The sequence below is a fragment of the Microbacterium esteraromaticum genome (assembly GCF_014084045.1).
Classification (GTDB): domain Bacteria; phylum Actinomycetota; class Actinomycetes; order Actinomycetales; family Microbacteriaceae; genus Microbacterium; species Microbacterium esteraromaticum_D.
This window is the reverse complement of record NZ_CP043732.1, coordinates 1,500,952-1,516,106: the sequence shown is the minus strand read 5'-3', so window position 1 is coordinate 1,516,106 and position 15,155 is coordinate 1,500,952. Positions and strand designations below refer to the sequence as shown.

Sequence of the window (15,155 nt, the reverse complement as noted above, 5' to 3'; positions counted from 1 at the left end):
GCGGGTGCTCTTTCAGTCGCTCGTGGTCGTGGATTCGGTTCCGAGGATGCGCGTGAGCGCACCCTCGATCAGGCCGGCGTTCAGGGTCTCGTCATGGATGCGGGCGTGCCAGAGCACGCCGTCGATGAACACGGATGCCGCGGTGGCCCGCTCGATGCCGTACGCGGGCACGAGGAAGCCGACCATCCGCTCGGACCACCGGCGGGCGAGCGCGCGCAGCTGCGGATCGTCGACCGCGGCGGTGACGACGGCGCGGTCGGCCTCGAGCGCGCGGGCATCGGCGAGGCCCTGCACGAGGAGGTCGGTGAGCACGGCGGGGGTCGCGCCGTGCTGCTCGAGCGCCGAGCGGATGCCGTCGATGCGGGCGTCGACCCCGGTGACCAGGTGGTGCAGCGCCTCGGAGCGCAGGTCGTCGAGCGTGGCGAAGTACTGGGTGGTGGCGCCGAGCGGCACGCCGGCACGGGCTGCGATGAGGCGGTGCGTGACGGCATTGACCCCCACCTCGACGATCAGCTCGGCGGCGGCCGCGATGATCTCGCGACGGCGCGCCTCGGGGTCGCGGCGGCGACGTGGCGAATCGCTCATGGCCCCTCCCCGCATCGAAGATGTACGTCTGTACATTATGGTCCCGCGAACCTGTGCCCCGACTGGCAGACCCTCAGCCCAGAGCGCCGCCGAGTGCGAGACCGGCGCCGGCCGCGGCGAGCGAGAGCACCAGCATGCCGACGACGTCGAAGACGGCGGCCCGCTGCTCGCCGTCGCGCCACAGCGAGATCGCATCGATCATCGCCGTGCTGAAGGTCGTGTAGCCGCCGAGGAACCCCCCGCCCACCACGAGGGCCGCGCCGGGAAGCATCCCGATCACCACCCCCAGCAGCAGCGAGCCGGTGATGTTGATCACCATCACTCCCCACGGGAATCGCGATCCGGTCAGACGCGCCACGCCGATGTCGACCAGGTATCGCGTGGCCGCTCCGAGCCCGCCGCACGCCGAGGCGAGCAGGAACACGAGAGGGCTCACGACGCGCTCCTGCGGCCCAGCGCGCCCCCGAGACGCAGGCCCAGCCACGCCGCGAGGAGTCCTCCTGCGAGGCTCACGGCGATGTACCCGACGGCGAGCAGCGGCGACGCCTCCCACAGCTCCACGCCGTCGACCGCGAAGGCGCTGTAGGTGGTGAAGCCGCCGAGCAGGCCGGTGCCGAGCAGGATCCGCAGGTCGCCGGAGGGAAGACGAGCCGTCAGGACGCCCAGCAGCAGCGCGCCGACGATGTTGACCGTCAGCACGGCTGAGGGGGCGCCGGTGATCAGCATCCCGAGCCCCAGCCGCGCGGCGGTGCCGACGGCACCACCCGTCGCGGCGAGCGCGGCTCGACGCAGCACGGTGCTCGCAGGCGGTGGGGTGCTCACCTGCGTCACTCTAGTCGCGCGCTCGGGAGCCTCCGCGCCGCGCATGCATAGACTCGAGATGGCGGTGCGGCTCCGCTCCCGATGCCGCTGCACCGCCGGGAGGACGACGCTCGAGTGCTCACGCGAAGGATCTTCGGCTGGTCGCGTCTGCTGACCGCGGCCGTGTGCATCGCGGCGCTCGTGCACCGCATGCTGTGGGGTATGGGCTCTCAGACGCTCGCCGGCGCCAACTTCTTCGCGTACTTGACGATCCAGTCGAACACGGCGTTCGCCGCGCTTGCGGTCGTCGCAGGGGTGATCGCGCTGCGCCACGACGAGGATCCGGGCTGGCTGACCACCGCGCGGGCGCTCGTGCTGAGCTGGACGATCACGGCGGGCCTCGCCTTCGGGCTCATCGTCTGGCAGGCCGGCGAGAGGGGCATCCCGATCACGGTGCCCTGGTCCGACGTCATGCTGCATTTCGTGCTGCCCGCGTGGACGATCGTCGCATGGGTGTTCGGCCCCGGGCGCCGCGCGGCGTCGTGGCGGGTCGTTCCGTTCGTGCTGCTCTACCCGCTGCTGTGGGGTGTGTTCACGATCTGGCGCGGCAGCCTGATCGGCTGGTATCCGTACTACTTCCTCGATCTGAGGCAGGTGTCTGGCCTGGGCGAGATGGTGCTCAGCTGTGCCCTCGCGCTGTCGATCTTCGCGGCGGTCGCCTCCGGCCTCGTGCTGCTCAGCCGCGTGCGCCCGACCGTTCCGCCGTGGGGTGAGATCAGCCCTCGTCCTCTGGCGGCTCTGCGAAGAAGACAAGCGATGCGCGCGCGGCGATCGTCGCGTCGCGCTCGCTGAGATCGGCGAACTGCTCGGCCTCCGGGCCGCCGACGAGCCCGACGAGAACGGGCTCCCCGGTGAAGGGCTGCAGATTGAGCCAGGTGCGGATCACCGCGTCGCCTCCCACGACGTGCCAGATCGTCGCCTCGGTCGTCCAGAACGCCTCGTCGAAGCGCATCCAGACCGTCTCGACGAAACCGGATGCCAGCGCCGAGATCGCACCGCGGTGCGAGAACGGCAGGGCGGGGGCGAACTCGATGCCCTGCTTCTGCAGCACGCCGAGCGGCGCCGTGACGATCACGCGGTCGTATGAGAGCGCCTCCCCTGTGCCCAGGCGCAGGCTCACGCCTCTGTCGTCGTAGGCGATGCGCACGACGGGCGACGCGGTGGTGACGTCGAGCCCGTCGAGGTGCTCGTTCAGGAAGGCGTCCAGATCGCCGATCACCCCGTGCACGGCGTCGGCGGGGAACGCGGGCGGGTACCAGCTCGAGGCTCGCGCCGGGTCGGCGCCGGTCATCGCCGCCATCCAGCCGAGGGATGCGGCGAGCGCCGGGTCTTCGGGGTCGGCGCCACTCGCGATGAGGGCGTCGATGATGGGCAGGTCGGATGCCTGCGACTCGGCGCTCTGGACGGCCTGGGCCACGGCGGTGCCGTCGACCGCCGGCGCCTCGCCGTCGGCTGTCCGCGCCGTCGGCGCGTCGAGCGTCAATGTGCGATCGCCGATGTCGACGAGCCGGTCGCCGAGGGCGGTGAGCTCGTCGCCGCCGAGCAGCCAGGCGCCCAGCTGCGGCGGGATCGGCCACTGCTCGTCATCGACCTCGCTGCGGATGCGTCCGCCGAGCCGCTCGCGGGCCTCGAACACGGTGACGTCGTGGCCGGCATCCGCCAGCATCCGGGCGGCGATCACGCCCGCGGCACCCGCGCCGACCACGGCGATCCGCTCGGTGTCGCCGGCGCTGGCGATGAGGGCGAGCGCGGCGCGGCGCGCGGCGTCGACCGCGCCGATCACGGTGCCGGGATTCGCGGTGTCGACGGCCTCGCCCGCGAAGAACACGCGGTCGAGCACCGGCTCGGCGAGCCGCTCGCGCTCACCTGGGTCGGCGCCGACGGGCAGGTAGCTGATCGACCCGAACGAGTAGGGATCGGTGGCCCAGGTGCTGCGCAGCCAGCCGGCCGGCGCCGGCACAGCCGACGGAGCCGTGGGCCTGGGCCCTGGGGTCTTGGTGCGCGTCGGTGCGGGCTGGGGCTCGGGCGTGCAGGCGGCGAGCAGCAGTCCGACGGCGCCCGCTCCGGCGCCGACGAGCAGGGTGCGGCGCGTGATGCTCATCGTGCCTGCCAGACTACCCGCGGGATACGCACGCGCGCTCGGGCGGAGAACGCACGCAAGGGAGGAGCCCAGACACACGAGCTCCCTCCCGAGCCTGCGAACCCCTCCCGAACGTGCGGCGCGAGAACCCTCGGGGCGGGTGCCTTACAGGTTCGCCTCGGCGTAGACGCGCAGCGCGTCGCGCACGAACTCGGCGCCGGCGGTGCCGCCGTCGCCGGTGGCGTAGTTGGCCCCGAATCGCGGGTCGGCGACGTACATCTCGCCGAGCCCGATCACGTACGTCTTCACGTCGCCACCGGGGACGGATGCCGGGGTGCCGGGAATGCCGGTGAGCCACTCGACGTGACGACGGGCGATGTCCTGCGCCTCATCCGATTCCGGGTCGACGCCGCTCTCGGCGGCGGCGATCCAGTCGCGACCAAGATCGGCGACGCGCTGCTGCCATGCGCTGCGCTCGTCGGCGCTCATGCCGCGCCACCAGCGGTCGCTGTCGGCGTAGGCGTTCTTTCCCCAGCGCTGTTCGACCTCGTCCTTGTACTGCGTGTGGTCGAAGCCGTCGAACATGTTCTCGGCCATGATCTCTTCTCCTTCTCTCAATGCGTTGATGGTGTTCTCGACGGACGCGATCTGGCGCAGCATCCGCTGCTGCTCCTGGCGCAGCCAGGCGAGATGCGTCTCGAGGGCGGATGCCTCTGCGCGGCGTCCTGATCCCACGGACGGGTTCAGGACCTCGGCGATCTGCGGAAGACCGAGCCCGAGCTCGCGCAGCAGGAGGATGCGCTGCAGGCGCACGAGCGCCGCCTGGTCGTAGTGCCGGTATCCGTTGTGCGCGATGCGCGACGGCGCGAGCAGTCCGATGTCGTCGTAGTGACGCAGCGTGCGGCTCGTCGTCCCCGCCAGCCGGGCGATCTCCTGGATCGACCAGTCCATGACGTCTCCTCTCGTCGATGACTCCACCGTAGAAGTTGACGTTGCGTCAAGGTCAAACGGCGTTCAGCGCATTGCCAGGCACAAATCGAGATATATCGTGTTACAGTGAGTCCAACGCGATATATCTTGATATCGACTCACCAAGGAGAAACGACATGACCGAGAAGTGGCTCATCGCCCCCGGCGAGGAACGCGTCATCGACATCGACTCCGCCTCCCGCCTCAAGGTCGGGCTCGTCGGCGGCCAGGTCGATGTGATCGCGCACGACGAACCGGGCATCCGCATCGAGGTGCACGGGGTGACCGTCAAGGACCTGCGCATCGAATCCGACGGCACCCAGGTCGAGATCGACCACCCGCAGATCGGGTGGGACAACTTCCTCGACGTGTTCCGCAACTTCGGCGCAGGCGGCCCCAAGGCCGAGGTCAGCATCGCCGTACCGCGCGCCATCGCCCTCACGCTCGGCGTCGTCAGTGCAGGAGCGCTCGTCTCGGGCATCCGCAACGACGCCAAGCTCAACACCGTCTCGGGAGACCTCATCGCCGACGGCATCAGCGGCGATCTGACGGCCAACTCCGTCTCGGGCGATGTGCAGGTGCGGGCCCTCACCGGCTCGATCAACGCGAACAGCGTCTCCGGAGACGTCGCGGTGACCGGCAGCCTGCGCAAGGCGACCGTCGACACGGTCTCGGGGTCGATCCTCGTCGACGCGGTCGGCGACATCAACACGATCAACCTCAACACCGTCTCGGGCGGGATGACCGTGCGTCTCGACGAGACCCTGCCTGCCAACTACGTGCTGCGCAGCATGAGCGGTCGACTGACGGTCGACGGCGTCGAGCGCTCCAGCGGCGGCCCCAGCAGCTACACAGGGCAGATCGGCGAACTCGCCGGCAGCTTCGTCGACGTGCGGGCCAACTCGGTCTCGGGCGGGGTCACGGTGCTTCGTCGCCCGCAGGTGTCGGTCGCCGACGACGCGGAGTGGGAATCATGAGCCCCGCGGTCTTCTCGCACGGCGATCTGCGCCTGTACCTGCTGTCGCTGCTCGACGAGGCGCCGCAGCACGGCTACGGCATCATCCAGGCGCTCACCGACCGCACGGGCGGAACGTACACGCCCAGCGCCGGAACGATCTATCCGCGGCTCGCGAAGCTCGAGGAGGAGGGCCTGGTCTCCAAGACCGTCGACGGCCGCACCACGATCTACGCGATCACCGATGCAGGACGCGCCGAGCTGGCCGCTCGCGAGGGCGACCTCGCCGGCATCGAGCAGGGTCTCGCCGACTCGGTGCGGCTGATCGCCAACGAGGTGCGCCAGAGCGTGCAGGACGCGATGCGCAGCCTTCGCGCCGACCTCGCCACTGCCGCCCACGAAGAGCATCGCGCGGCGAAGTCTCGCCCGCGCTTCGACGGGATGAGCGATGACCGGGTCACCAGCCGCGAGCACCTGCAGCGGGCGGATGCCTCGATCAACGCATTCCGTGCCCAGGTTCGCACCGACCTGCGCACGCATGTCGCCCGCGGAGGCTCGCTTCCGGCATCCGTCGTCACCGAGCTCGAGCACGCGATGGACGAGGCGTCGCGCGCCGTCACCCGCGCGCTCAGCACTCTGTCGACGGAGCAGTAGCACCCGCTCACGACGCCCTCTCCCGACGGATCGGGAGGGGGCGTCGTCATGTCAGGCCGGATCGACGGTCGTTCCGCGCGACTCCGGCCCGTCCTTCGGCGCCCTGGGGGCGGATGCCAGAATCAACCCGATCAGGCCCTGCAGCACGGCACCGGCGATCATGACCACCAGCACCGGCGCCCACTCGCCGCCCGAGCTGTACCAGGCTCCTGCACCGAGCGGTCCGACCGTCGAGATCGCGTAGCCCACGCCCTGCGCCACACCCGACACCCGCGTCGCCTCCGCGGCACCGCTGCCCGCTCGCGCGATCAGCGCGAGGGTCAGGGGGAAGGCGGCCATGCCGACGCCCATCAGCACAGCCCACAGCTCGGGAGCGGCCGAGGGCGCGAGCCACAGCCCCAGCATGCCGACGGCGGTGCCCAGCGAGACGGCGACGACGCCGATGCGCACGCCGCGCAGCGTGTGCGCCATGCTCACCGCGACGATCCCGGCCGGGATGCTGACCACGATCACGATCCCGAGCAGCACGCCGGCCCGCGCGGGACTGATCCCCGTCTCGACCGCGATCGTCGGCAGCCATCCCATGATCACGAACGCCAGCAGCGCCTGCAGCGCGAAGAAGACGGTGAGCGCCCACGTGCCCTGCGGCAGCGGAGTGCGCACCTGCGAGACGGGGGCCGCGAGAGCGCCGTCGATGTCGTGACCACGTGCGGCGACCACCCAGACGACGAGCGCGAGCAGGGCGAACACCGCCCACGAGCCGAGCCCCACGGACGCCGAGCCGAACACATGCGCGACAGGCACTCCCGCCGACGCGCCGATCGCCGCCGAAGCGGAGAGGACGGTCGTGTACGCGGTCGTCACCGACCGGATCCGGCTGCCGCTGGTTGCGCGCACGAGCGCAGGCAGCATGACGTTGACGACCGCGATCCCGGCCGTCGCGAGCACCGTGCCGCCGACGATCGCCGCGGAATGAGGAGCGAAGCGCACCAGCATCCCGACCGCGACCGCCGCCATCGCCCACGTGACCGCGGCGACCGCGCCGATGCGCCGGCTCAGCCACGGCGTGAACACGCCACCCACCGCGAACATGGCGGTCGGCAGCGCCGGAATGAGGATCGCGGCCCGCGGCGTCAGCGCACCCTCGTCGATCAGAAGGGGCAGCAGCACCGATGCCGTCGTCACGGCGAGGCGCAGGTTGACCGCGAGCAGCAGCAGCGCGACCAGCATGAGCGCGAAGGTGCGACGGGTGGACAGGTTCACCTGTCCATTGAAGTCGCCCGCGGCGCTGTCCGCGAATCCGTTCCGGCTGCCGGAGCGCTGCAGCGCGTCTACTCCGTCCAGATGTCCTTCTGATCATCGGGCACCGAATCGCCCTGCGGCACGACGAGCACCGAGCGGTGCTGCCGGTGGGCGAGGCGGGCCGCGACCGACCCGGTGAAGAACTCGCGGATCGACTCGCCGATGCCGCGCTTGCGCGTGCCGACGACGATCAGCTGCGCGTCGAGCTTCTCGGCCAGCTGCTTGATCGCCAGCGCCGGGTCGCCGACGAGCTGACGTGCCGTCCACGGCACGTCGACCTCGGCGAGAGCCTGCTCGGCCGCGCGCTGCACGTCTTCGAACTCGGCTGCGCCCGCGTCGAGGTTCAGGTCGATGGGCGCCGAGTGCACGTAGCCGTCCGGGTCCTCGTAGGTGACGAAGCGGGTCACGTCGACGTGCACGACGACGAGGGGCGCGCTCAGCAGTCGCGCGTAGCGCAGCGCCTCATCGAGGACGTGCGGCGGCTGGCCCGGCTGGAGGCCGACGATGACTGCTTTCTGCAGGGCCGCGTTCTGTGCCGCTTCATCAGCTGCTCTTGGCGTGGAATCCGTCATGTCGATCCTTCCGCAGGGCGGCCGCAGGACGGCCGGATGCTCTGGCGTGCGTGCTATCCTGAATGCTACTCTTACCGGCTTCGCGCCGGTGCCGTGAATATCATCGGGCCCTGCACAAGCCCGCTGCTGAACTCGTAAAAGGGGGTCTCGCGCATGGGCCGTGGCCGTCAGAAGGCGAAGCACACCAAGATCGCCCGCGAACTCAAGTCGTACAGTCCCGACGTGAACTTCTCCGCACTGGAGAGTGAGCTCGGACACCCGGCGTCAGACGACCAGTACGTCGACAAGTGGGCCGACCTGTACGAGGACGAAGACGAGGACGAGCTCGAGCGAGCCTGATTCTTCCCTCCGCGCCCTGAGTCCGTCGAAGGGCAGACACCCTGGCGACCGGCATCCGCCGCGTCGACCAGGGTTTTCGTCGTCGGACCGGGCGCCTCACGGCGAGGGGTGACCCCGCTCACCAGCGACCGTGCCTGCGCTCCCACTCGTCTTCGACGGTGACCCGACGACCGGCGATCATGCCGGCGGGGAAGGTCAGCACGAGCACGGCGGCGACAGCGATGATCGGCACGGTCCAGCCGCCGGTGGCGTCATGCAGTATCCCTATCAGCACCGGGAAGACCGCGGCGAGCACATAACCGGCGCTCTGCACGAAGCTCGACAGCAGCACAGCGTTCTCGGGTGTGCGCGAGCGGATGCTGATCAGGACCAGGGCCAGCGGGAACGACACCCCGACCAGGCCGAAGAGGGTCATCCACAGCCAGAGCAGCTCGGGCACGGGGAACAGGAGCAGCCCCAGCAGACCGGTCAGCGCGCCGACGGTCCCGACGATGAACAGAGGCCGCGTCGCCTGGAATCGCACGACCAGAACCGGCACGAGCAGCCCGGCGGGCAGGCCGATGAACGCCCACAGCGACAGCAGGAACCCGGCCGTCGCGGCATCCACGCCGGCGGTGTCGATCAGGATCGACGGCAGCCACGCGAACGAGACGTACGCCATCGTCGACGACGTGCCGAAGGTCAACGCGAGCGCCCACACCAGCGGAATCCGAGCGAGCCGCGCGAACAGGCGGCGGTTGGTGGGCGCGGTGGCGATCGGACCGGTCGCGGCGAACACCGGCTCGTCCGGTGCACCCTCCGGCCCATGCCCGACGCGCACCCCCGCTGCATCCGACGCCCCGGAACGCGGAGCCGGAGCCGAACCGCCGCCGGGCGCTGGTCGGAGCAGCATCACCAGCCACGGGACGACGCCGGCGAACGCGAAGGCCGCCCACATCGCCATCGAGAATCGCCAGCCGAGGGCATCCGCCACGGGCACGGCGACCAGCGGCGGCACGAAGGTCGAGAACGCCATCGTCGTGGTGTAGACCGTCATCATCACGCCGATGCGGTCGGCGAAGTACTTCTTCACGAGCGGCGGCAGCAGGATGTTCGCCATGCCCACGCCGGCGAAGATCACCGCCGTGCCCAACAGCAGCCCGATCGAGTCGACGGCGAAGCCGCGGCCGACCAGTCCGACGGTGATCGCGCTCAGGGCGATCACGGTCAGGCGCTCGATGCCGAGCCTGCGCTCGAGCATCGGGGTCAGGATGCCGAAGACCGCGAAGCACGCCGGGGGCAGAGTGCCGATCACGCCGAGCACCGCCGGCGGGACCGCGAAGTCCTCGCCGATCAGGTCTACGACGGGAGAGAGCGAGGCGACGGCCGAGCGCAGCGAGAAGGCGCAGAGCAGGATGCCGAGCACCGCCAGCATCCGACCGCGCCACCGCGGCTGCGCCGAGGCGCTCACGACGACTGCGACTGCTCGACCCAGGCGAGGTACTCGGGCGTGACGGTGCCCGTGACGTAACGTCCGTCGAAGCAGCTCATGTCGAGGTCGGTGAGCTCGGTGCCCTCGATGATCGCCGCCTTGAGGTCGTCGACCTCCTGGTACACGATCCGGTCGCAGCCCAGCTCCGCAGCGATCTCGGGGATGGTGCGGTCGTGAGCGATGAGCTCGTGCCGGGAGGGCATGTTGATGCCGTACACGTGCGGGTGCCGCACAGGCGGGGCGGCCGAGGCGAAGATCACCGACTTCGCACCGGCGTCCCTGGCCATCTGGATGATCTGCTTGCTCGTCGTGCCCCGCACGATCGAGTCGTCGATGAGCAGCACGTTCTTGCCGCGGAACTCCGCCGACATCGCGTTGAGCTTCTGGCGCACGCTCTTCTTGCGCACGGCCTGCCCCGGCATGATGAACGTGCGGCCGACGTAGCGGTTCTTGTAGAAGCCCTCGCGGTACTCCTTGCCCAGCTTGCGCGCCACCTGCATGGCAGACGGACGCGACGAGTCGGGGATCGGCATGACCACGTCGATCTCGTCGAGCGGCACATGCTTCGCGATGGTGTCGGCGAGGCGATCGCCCATCCGCAGGCGCGACTCGTACACCGAGACGCCGTTCATCACCGAGTCGGGGCGTGCGAGGTACACGTACTCGAACGCGCACGGGACGAGCTGCGGGTTCTCGGCGCACTGGCGCGAGAACAGCTCGCCCTCGTTCGTGATGAAGACCGCCTCGCCCGGCTCGACCTCGCGGACGACCTCGTAGTCGGCGTTCTCGAGCACGAGCGACTCGCTGGTCACGACCCACTCGTCGTGCCCCTCGGCGGCCGCACGGCGGCCGAGGATCAGCGGGCGGATGCCGAACGGGTCGCGGAACGCGAGAAGGCCGTGTCCGGCGATGATCGAGATCACCGCGTAGGCGCCCTCGATGCGGTTGTGCGTGCGCGCGACGGCGTCGAAGATGCGGTCGGCGTCGAGATCGACGCTCGAGGTGGATGCCTGCAGCTCACCCGCGAGGACGTTGAGCAGCAGCTCTGTGTCGCTCGACGAGTTCAGGTGCCTGCGGTCGCGGTTGGCCATATCGGCGGTCAGCTCGCGGGTGTTGGTGAGGTTGCCGTTGTGCACGAGGACGATGCCGTAGGGCGCGTTCACGTAGAACGGCTGCATCTCCTCCTCGTTCGAGGCTGTGCCCTTGGTCGCGTAGCGCACGTGTCCGAGGCCGATCTTGCCGAGCAGTGCTCGCATGTCGCGCGTGCGGAAGGCCTCGCGCACCATGCCCTCGGCCTTCGCCATGTGCATGACGCCGTTCGGCTCTGCCGTGGCGATGCCCGTGGCATCCTGCCCGCGATGCTGCAGCAGCAGCAGGGCGTCGTAGATATCCTGGTTGACCGGTCCGTTGCCGACCATTCCGACGATGCCGCACATGGGTGTTACTTCGCTCCGTCCGCGTATGCGCCGACCAGGCGCACTGCCCCGCCGTCGACGCCCTTGGCGCCCTCTTCGAATTCGCCGTCCGGACGTGCACCGGTGTGCACCGTGGCGACCTGCCATGCGGCGATGCCCTGCGCGCCGATCGCGGCGATCGCGGCGTCCTTCTGCTCCGCCGCCACCACCGCGAGGAAGCCGATGCCGAGGTTCCAGGTGCCCTCGGTGTCGACGATCGGCGTGCTCGCGATGTCGGCCAGCACACGGAAGACGGGACTGGGCGTCCATGTCGACCGGTCGACCTCGGCCCAGCTGCCCTGCGGCAGCACGCGGGCGAGGTTGGCGGCGATGCCGCCGCCGGTCACGTGGCTCAGCGAGTGCACGGCCCCGGGGAGGGCTTCGATGAGCCTCAGCAGCGGGGTCGTGTACAGGCGAGTCGGCTCGAGCAGCGCCTCGCCCCAGGTGGTGCCGAAATCTGTCGCGTTGTCGCCGTAGCCGATGCCGGCGTTGGCGACGATGTGGCGCACGAGCGAGTAGCCGTTGGAGTGCAGACCGCTCGATCCGAGCGCGATCACGGCGTCGCCGTCCTGAACCAGGTGCGCGCCGAGCAGGGCATCCGCCTCGACGACTCCCGTCGCGGCACCCGCGACGTCGTAGTCGCGCGGGCCGAGCAGACCCGGGTGCTCTGCGGTCTCACCGCCGACCAGCGCGGTGCCGGTGGCCGAGCAGGCCTCGGCGATGCCGCGCACGATGTCGGCGATGCGCTCCGGCACGACCTTGCCGCAGGCGATGTAGTCGGTCATGAACAGCGGCTTGGCGCCGACCACGACGATGTCGTCGACGACCATGCCGACCAGGTCCTGCCCGATCGTGTCGTGCTTGTCGATGGCCTGCGCGATCGCGACCTTCGTGCCGACCCCGTCGGTGCTGCTGGCGAGCAGCGGACGCGTGTAGCCGAGCAGCGCGCTGGCGTCGAACATGCCGGCGAAGCCGCCTACGCCCCCGATCACCTCGGGTCCATGCGTCGCGCGCACGGAGGCCTTCATGAGTTCGACGGCGAGATCGCCTGCAGCGGTGTCGACGCCGGCCTGGGCATAGGGATTGGTGGGGGTGTCTGCCACACGTCAAGCCTACCGGCCCGCGCGGCTGCATCGACCCCGCGTCTCGGTGCTCTCGCGGCAGCTCTCGACACCCTGTGCTAGTATGGGCGGTTGCGCGAAGTTCCGCCGTATCTCACCGGCGCAGCGCACACATTCCGGCCGGGCATGAGTGGCCGATCCGCACCGATGCGGGTCACGGCGCCCCGGCCGAACCACAGGCGGCAGCATGCCGCCCGCAGACAGACCAGAGATCATGAGCAGTACCAGCACTTCAGCGCGCTCCGGCGCGCCCATCCACGATCACGACCACGACCACGCAGCCGACACCGAACCGGTGGAGCTGGCCTGGCGCCAGGCCGATGACGACGTCTTCGTCGCGACCAGCCGAGGCGAGTTCGCCGGCTTCGTGACCGTCGACGACACCGCTCACGTGGTGCACGACAGCCACAGCCGCCGCATCGGCAGCTACCCCAGCCTCGCCGCCGCTCGGCAGGCGCTGGTGGATGCCACGCGGCCGCCTTCGCGCAGCCGCGAGCGTCTGCGCCGCCGCATCCTCGCGCGCCGACGCTGACCGTCGCACGCTCCCCCGTCTGCACCGTCAGCATCAGTGCCGTCGGCGGGCTGTTGACCATACGATGGGGCCATGGTCGACAAGCCGCAGTGGCTGATCCGCGAGGACGCCGGCACCTCGGTGCTCGTCGCGCTCGCCCTGCGGCAGCTGCTCGGCATCCGGGCTCCGGAGGATCTGCCGGCGCTGCGCGGGCTCGACGTGCGTCGCCCCGACGCGACCGAGGTCGATGACGCGCTCGAGAAGCAGTGGCGCGACTACTGGGACATGACCGTCGAGCCGCGTGCGCACCGCTCGGAGGTGCCGCTCGATCTCGTCGAGGGGTTCGACACTCTCATCGCTCTGCCGACCACGGGCGCCGAGGAGCTGCGCGATGCCATCGTGCCGCACGCGGACGCCGTGCTGCACTATGCCCAGCGTGCGCACAACAGATACGTCGACTCGGTCAGCTCCTCGGGCGGGGCGTACCGCGCGTACGCCAGCGCGATCGCCGAGTTCGAGCGCGAGATCGGGCGCCGCGCGCACTCGTTCGAGCTGAACGTGCAGGTGCTGCCGTTCACCCAGCGCGGCATCTGGTGGATCGGCGCGCTCAGCGTCGCCGTGACCGACGGACTGCGGCGCGACGTGGTCGCCTTCGATGCGGCGATGCGTCCGGTGATCGCCGAGCTGGCCTAGGCCTGGTCGTCGTCGTTCTCGACGACGACCTCGTGCTCGACGCGCACGACCCTGGCGTGCTTGCGGGCCGCACGATCGAGTCCCACGGCGATGATGCCGCCGAGCGCCACCCCGATCGGCACCGTCCACAGCAGTGCGAAGCCGAACACCTGCCCGGGCGGGTAGACGACCCCGAGCACGTCGGAGGGCTCGTATGAGCCGAGCAGCGTCAGGATGCCCGCCACGATGACGCCCACCACGGCGCCCGTCACCATGAACACGCCGTAGCGCGGCACGGGGCGGATCTTCGCTTCGACCGTGGAGTGGCTGGGTGTGCGGGACATGCTCCCATTCTCCCACGCCCCGTCTATGCGCGGGCGCCTACGCGTGGGCGGCCGCCCTGTCGACGGCAGGCGACGGTAGCGGGGATCGGGATCAGGGGCGAAGGGGGAGAAGGTCGGAGAGGTCGGCCCTGGTTCCGGATGCCATGACGCGGCCGGCTGCGACAGCATCCGCCCATTGCTCGGCACCGGTCGCCAGGGCGATCCAGGTCGCAGCCTCCATCTCCACCACGTTCGGAGGCGTGCCGCGGGTGTGCCTCGGCCCCTGCACGACCTGCACGGCGCCGAACGGAGGCACGCGCACCTCGACGCTGTTGCCCGGCGCCTTCTCGTCGAGCAGCTGCAGCAGATAGCGCACGGCAGTGGCGGTCGCCGTCCGTGCCGCGCCGCCCGCGGCGACCGCCGCGAGCGCATCGCGCCCCGCCCCCACGTCGATCCTGCGCGCCGCCATACCTCCAGGCTACGCGCCCCCTCCCTCTCCCTCTTCCCTTCCGCTCAGAGCCGTGAACGTCCGGAGATGGGAACTCCGCGCGCGGGGCGGCATAGGCTCGGATCCGATGACTGGTCCTGCTGAAGAGATGCGCGGCGCCCGCGCCGAGCTGATCGCGGCCGCCCGCGACGGCCGCACCTGGATGCCTCCATTCCCGCAGCCCGTGAACGAACCCGCTGCCGCATCGGTGCTCATCCTGTTCGGCCGGCTCGACAGCATCCCCGCCCGCACCGATGCCGAGACCGTGTCCGCCGACCTCGACGTGCTGCTGCAGCGGCGCGCCGCGACCCTCTCGTCGCACCCGGGCCAGGTGGCGTTCCCCGGCGGGAGACGCGACCCCGGCGACAAGGACGCGGTCGACACCGCGCTGCGTGAGGCGCGGGAGGAGACAGGGCTCGACCCGTCGGGAGTCGAGATCCTGGCGACGCTGCCCGAGCTGCCCCTCGCGGCGAGCAACCATCTGGTCACTCCCGTGCTCGGCTGGTGGCGCACGCCGTCGCGTGTCGCGGCGGTCGACCACGCAGAGACCGTCGACGTGTTCCGCGTGCCGGTCGCGCAGCTCGTCGATCCCGCCAACCGGCACACCTCGACGCTGACCCGCGACGGCCTGACCTACCGCGGTCCCGCGTTCGACATCGACGGCACGCTCGTGTGGGGCTTCACCGCAGGCATCCTGAGCGCTCTCTTCGACGCGACCGGCTGGGCGCAGCCATGGGACCGCAGCATCGAGCGCCCCGTCACGATCTGATCGCCTCGATGCCGCGCCGGTAGGCTGGCG

General features: G+C 70.4%; 19 protein-coding genes. 7 read left to right on the top strand and 12 right to left on the bottom strand.

Going from position 1 to position 15,155, the window contains the following annotated elements; translation table 11 throughout:
* Positions 1-12: 12 nt before the first annotated feature.
* From FVO59_RS07230 to FVO59_RS07220, 3 genes are all read right to left on the bottom strand, one after another.
* Positions 13-585: a TetR/AcrR family transcriptional regulator gene (locus FVO59_RS07230; RefSeq protein ID WP_182256104.1), complete on the bottom strand. Its 573-nt coding sequence runs from the start codon at positions 583-585 to the stop codon at positions 13-15.
* A 73-nt stretch (positions 586-658) separates the two neighbouring features.
* Entirely contained in the window at positions 659-1,021 is a 363-nt protein-coding gene (locus FVO59_RS07225; RefSeq protein WP_182256102.1) for a fluoride efflux transporter FluC, read from the bottom strand.
* A complete protein-coding gene (locus FVO59_RS07220) occupies positions 1,018-1,407 on the bottom strand; it encodes a fluoride efflux transporter FluC (RefSeq protein ID WP_259363490.1) in 390 nt (129 codons plus the stop codon). The genes FVO59_RS07225 and FVO59_RS07220 overlap by 4 nt, the downstream gene beginning before the upstream one ends.
* A gap of 81 nt (positions 1,408-1,488) precedes the next feature.
* Here FVO59_RS07220 and FVO59_RS07215 point away from each other — a divergent pair, with 81 nt between their 5' ends.
* Positions 1,489-2,238 carry a Pr6Pr family membrane protein gene (locus tag FVO59_RS07215; RefSeq protein ID WP_182256098.1) on the top strand — a complete coding sequence of 250 codons (750 nt, stop codon included), beginning with the start codon at positions 1,489-1,491 and terminating at the stop codon, positions 2,236-2,238.
* On the opposite strand, the gene FVO59_RS16625 is transcribed toward FVO59_RS07215, so the two are convergent.
* Together FVO59_RS16625 and FVO59_RS07205 are read right to left on the bottom strand one after the other, a co-directional pair.
* Positions 2,162-3,547 (bottom strand): flavin monoamine oxidase family protein, encoded by a 1,386-nt coding sequence (locus tag FVO59_RS16625; protein WP_182256096.1) that lies wholly within the window; start codon positions 3,545-3,547, stop codon positions 2,162-2,164. The genes FVO59_RS07215 and FVO59_RS16625 overlap by 77 nt on opposite strands.
* A gap of 144 nt (positions 3,548-3,691) precedes the next feature.
* Positions 3,692-4,477: a MerR family transcriptional regulator gene (locus FVO59_RS07205; protein ID WP_182256093.1), complete on the bottom strand. Its 786-nt coding sequence runs from the start codon at positions 4,475-4,477 to the stop codon at positions 3,692-3,694.
* A 155-nt stretch (positions 4,478-4,632) separates the two neighbouring features.
* On the opposite strand from FVO59_RS07205, the gene FVO59_RS07200 reads away from it, so the two are divergent.
* Entirely contained in the window at positions 4,633-5,472 is an 840-nt protein-coding gene (locus FVO59_RS07200; RefSeq protein WP_182256091.1) for a DUF4097 family beta strand repeat-containing protein, read from the top strand.
* Complete coding sequence (locus tag FVO59_RS07195) at positions 5,469-6,104, top strand: PadR family transcriptional regulator (protein ID WP_182256089.1); 636 nt, start codon at positions 5,469-5,471, stop codon at positions 6,102-6,104. Before FVO59_RS07200 ends, FVO59_RS07195 begins: the two co-directional genes overlap by 4 nt.
* Before the next feature lie 51 nt (positions 6,105-6,155).
* On the opposite strand, the gene FVO59_RS07190 is transcribed toward FVO59_RS07195, so the two are convergent.
* Positions 6,156-7,367 carry an MFS transporter gene (locus FVO59_RS07190; RefSeq protein WP_182256087.1) on the bottom strand — a complete coding sequence of 404 codons (1,212 nt, stop codon included), beginning with the start codon at positions 7,365-7,367 and terminating at the stop codon, positions 6,156-6,158.
* Between the two features lie 68 nt (positions 7,368-7,435).
* On the bottom strand, positions 7,436-7,978 hold the full coding sequence (locus FVO59_RS07185) for a universal stress protein (RefSeq protein WP_182256085.1): 543 nt from the start codon (positions 7,976-7,978) through the stop codon (positions 7,436-7,438).
* A gap of 153 nt (positions 7,979-8,131) precedes the next feature.
* Here FVO59_RS07185 and FVO59_RS07180 point away from each other — a divergent pair, with 153 nt between their 5' ends.
* Positions 8,132-8,317 (top strand): DUF3073 domain-containing protein, encoded by a 186-nt coding sequence (locus tag FVO59_RS07180; RefSeq protein WP_182256083.1) that lies wholly within the window; start codon positions 8,132-8,134, stop codon positions 8,315-8,317.
* Between the two features lie 118 nt (positions 8,318-8,435).
* Here FVO59_RS07180 and FVO59_RS07175 read toward each other — a convergent pair whose 3' ends face one another.
* The 3 genes from FVO59_RS07175 to purM are packed head-to-tail and all read right to left on the bottom strand — an operon-like array spanning position 8,436 to position 12,345.
* Entirely contained in the window at positions 8,436-9,767 is a 1,332-nt protein-coding gene (locus FVO59_RS07175; RefSeq protein WP_259363489.1) for an MFS transporter, read from the bottom strand.
* The gene (gene purF / locus FVO59_RS07170; RefSeq protein ID WP_182256081.1) at positions 9,764-11,224 is read right to left on the bottom strand and encodes an amidophosphoribosyltransferase; all 1,461 of its coding nucleotides are present in this window, start codon (positions 11,222-11,224) and stop codon (positions 9,764-9,766) included. The genes FVO59_RS07175 and purF overlap by 4 nt, the downstream gene beginning before the upstream one ends.
* Before the next feature lie 5 nt (positions 11,225-11,229).
* Complete coding sequence (purM, locus tag FVO59_RS07165) at positions 11,230-12,345, bottom strand: phosphoribosylformylglycinamidine cyclo-ligase (RefSeq protein ID WP_182256079.1); 1,116 nt, start codon at positions 12,343-12,345, stop codon at positions 11,230-11,232.
* Between the two features lie 232 nt (positions 12,346-12,577).
* On the opposite strand from purM, the gene FVO59_RS07160 reads away from it, so the two are divergent.
* On the top strand, positions 12,578-12,895 hold the full coding sequence (locus FVO59_RS07160; RefSeq protein WP_182256077.1) for a hypothetical protein: 318 nt from the start codon (positions 12,578-12,580) through the stop codon (positions 12,893-12,895).
* Positions 12,896-12,967: 72 nt separating this feature from the next.
* On the top strand, positions 12,968-13,567 hold the full coding sequence (locus FVO59_RS07155; protein ID WP_182256075.1) for a zinc-binding alcohol dehydrogenase: 600 nt from the start codon (positions 12,968-12,970) through the stop codon (positions 13,565-13,567).
* Here the strand turns inward: FVO59_RS07155 and FVO59_RS07150 are convergent.
* On the bottom strand, positions 13,564-13,890 hold the full coding sequence (locus tag FVO59_RS07150; protein ID WP_182256073.1) for a potassium transporter Trk: 327 nt from the start codon (positions 13,888-13,890) through the stop codon (positions 13,564-13,566). The genes FVO59_RS07155 and FVO59_RS07150 overlap by 4 nt on opposite strands.
* A 91-nt stretch (positions 13,891-13,981) precedes the next feature.
* Positions 13,982-14,338 carry a sterol carrier family protein gene (locus tag FVO59_RS07145; protein WP_182256071.1) on the bottom strand — a complete coding sequence of 119 codons (357 nt, stop codon included), beginning with the start codon at positions 14,336-14,338 and terminating at the stop codon, positions 13,982-13,984.
* A 106-nt stretch (positions 14,339-14,444) separates the two neighbouring features.
* Between FVO59_RS07145 and FVO59_RS07140 the strand changes: the two genes are divergently transcribed.
* Complete coding sequence (locus FVO59_RS07140) at positions 14,445-15,125, top strand: NUDIX hydrolase (protein WP_182256069.1); 681 nt, start codon at positions 14,445-14,447, stop codon at positions 15,123-15,125.
* The last annotated feature ends 30 nt before the right edge of the window (positions 15,126-15,155 follow it).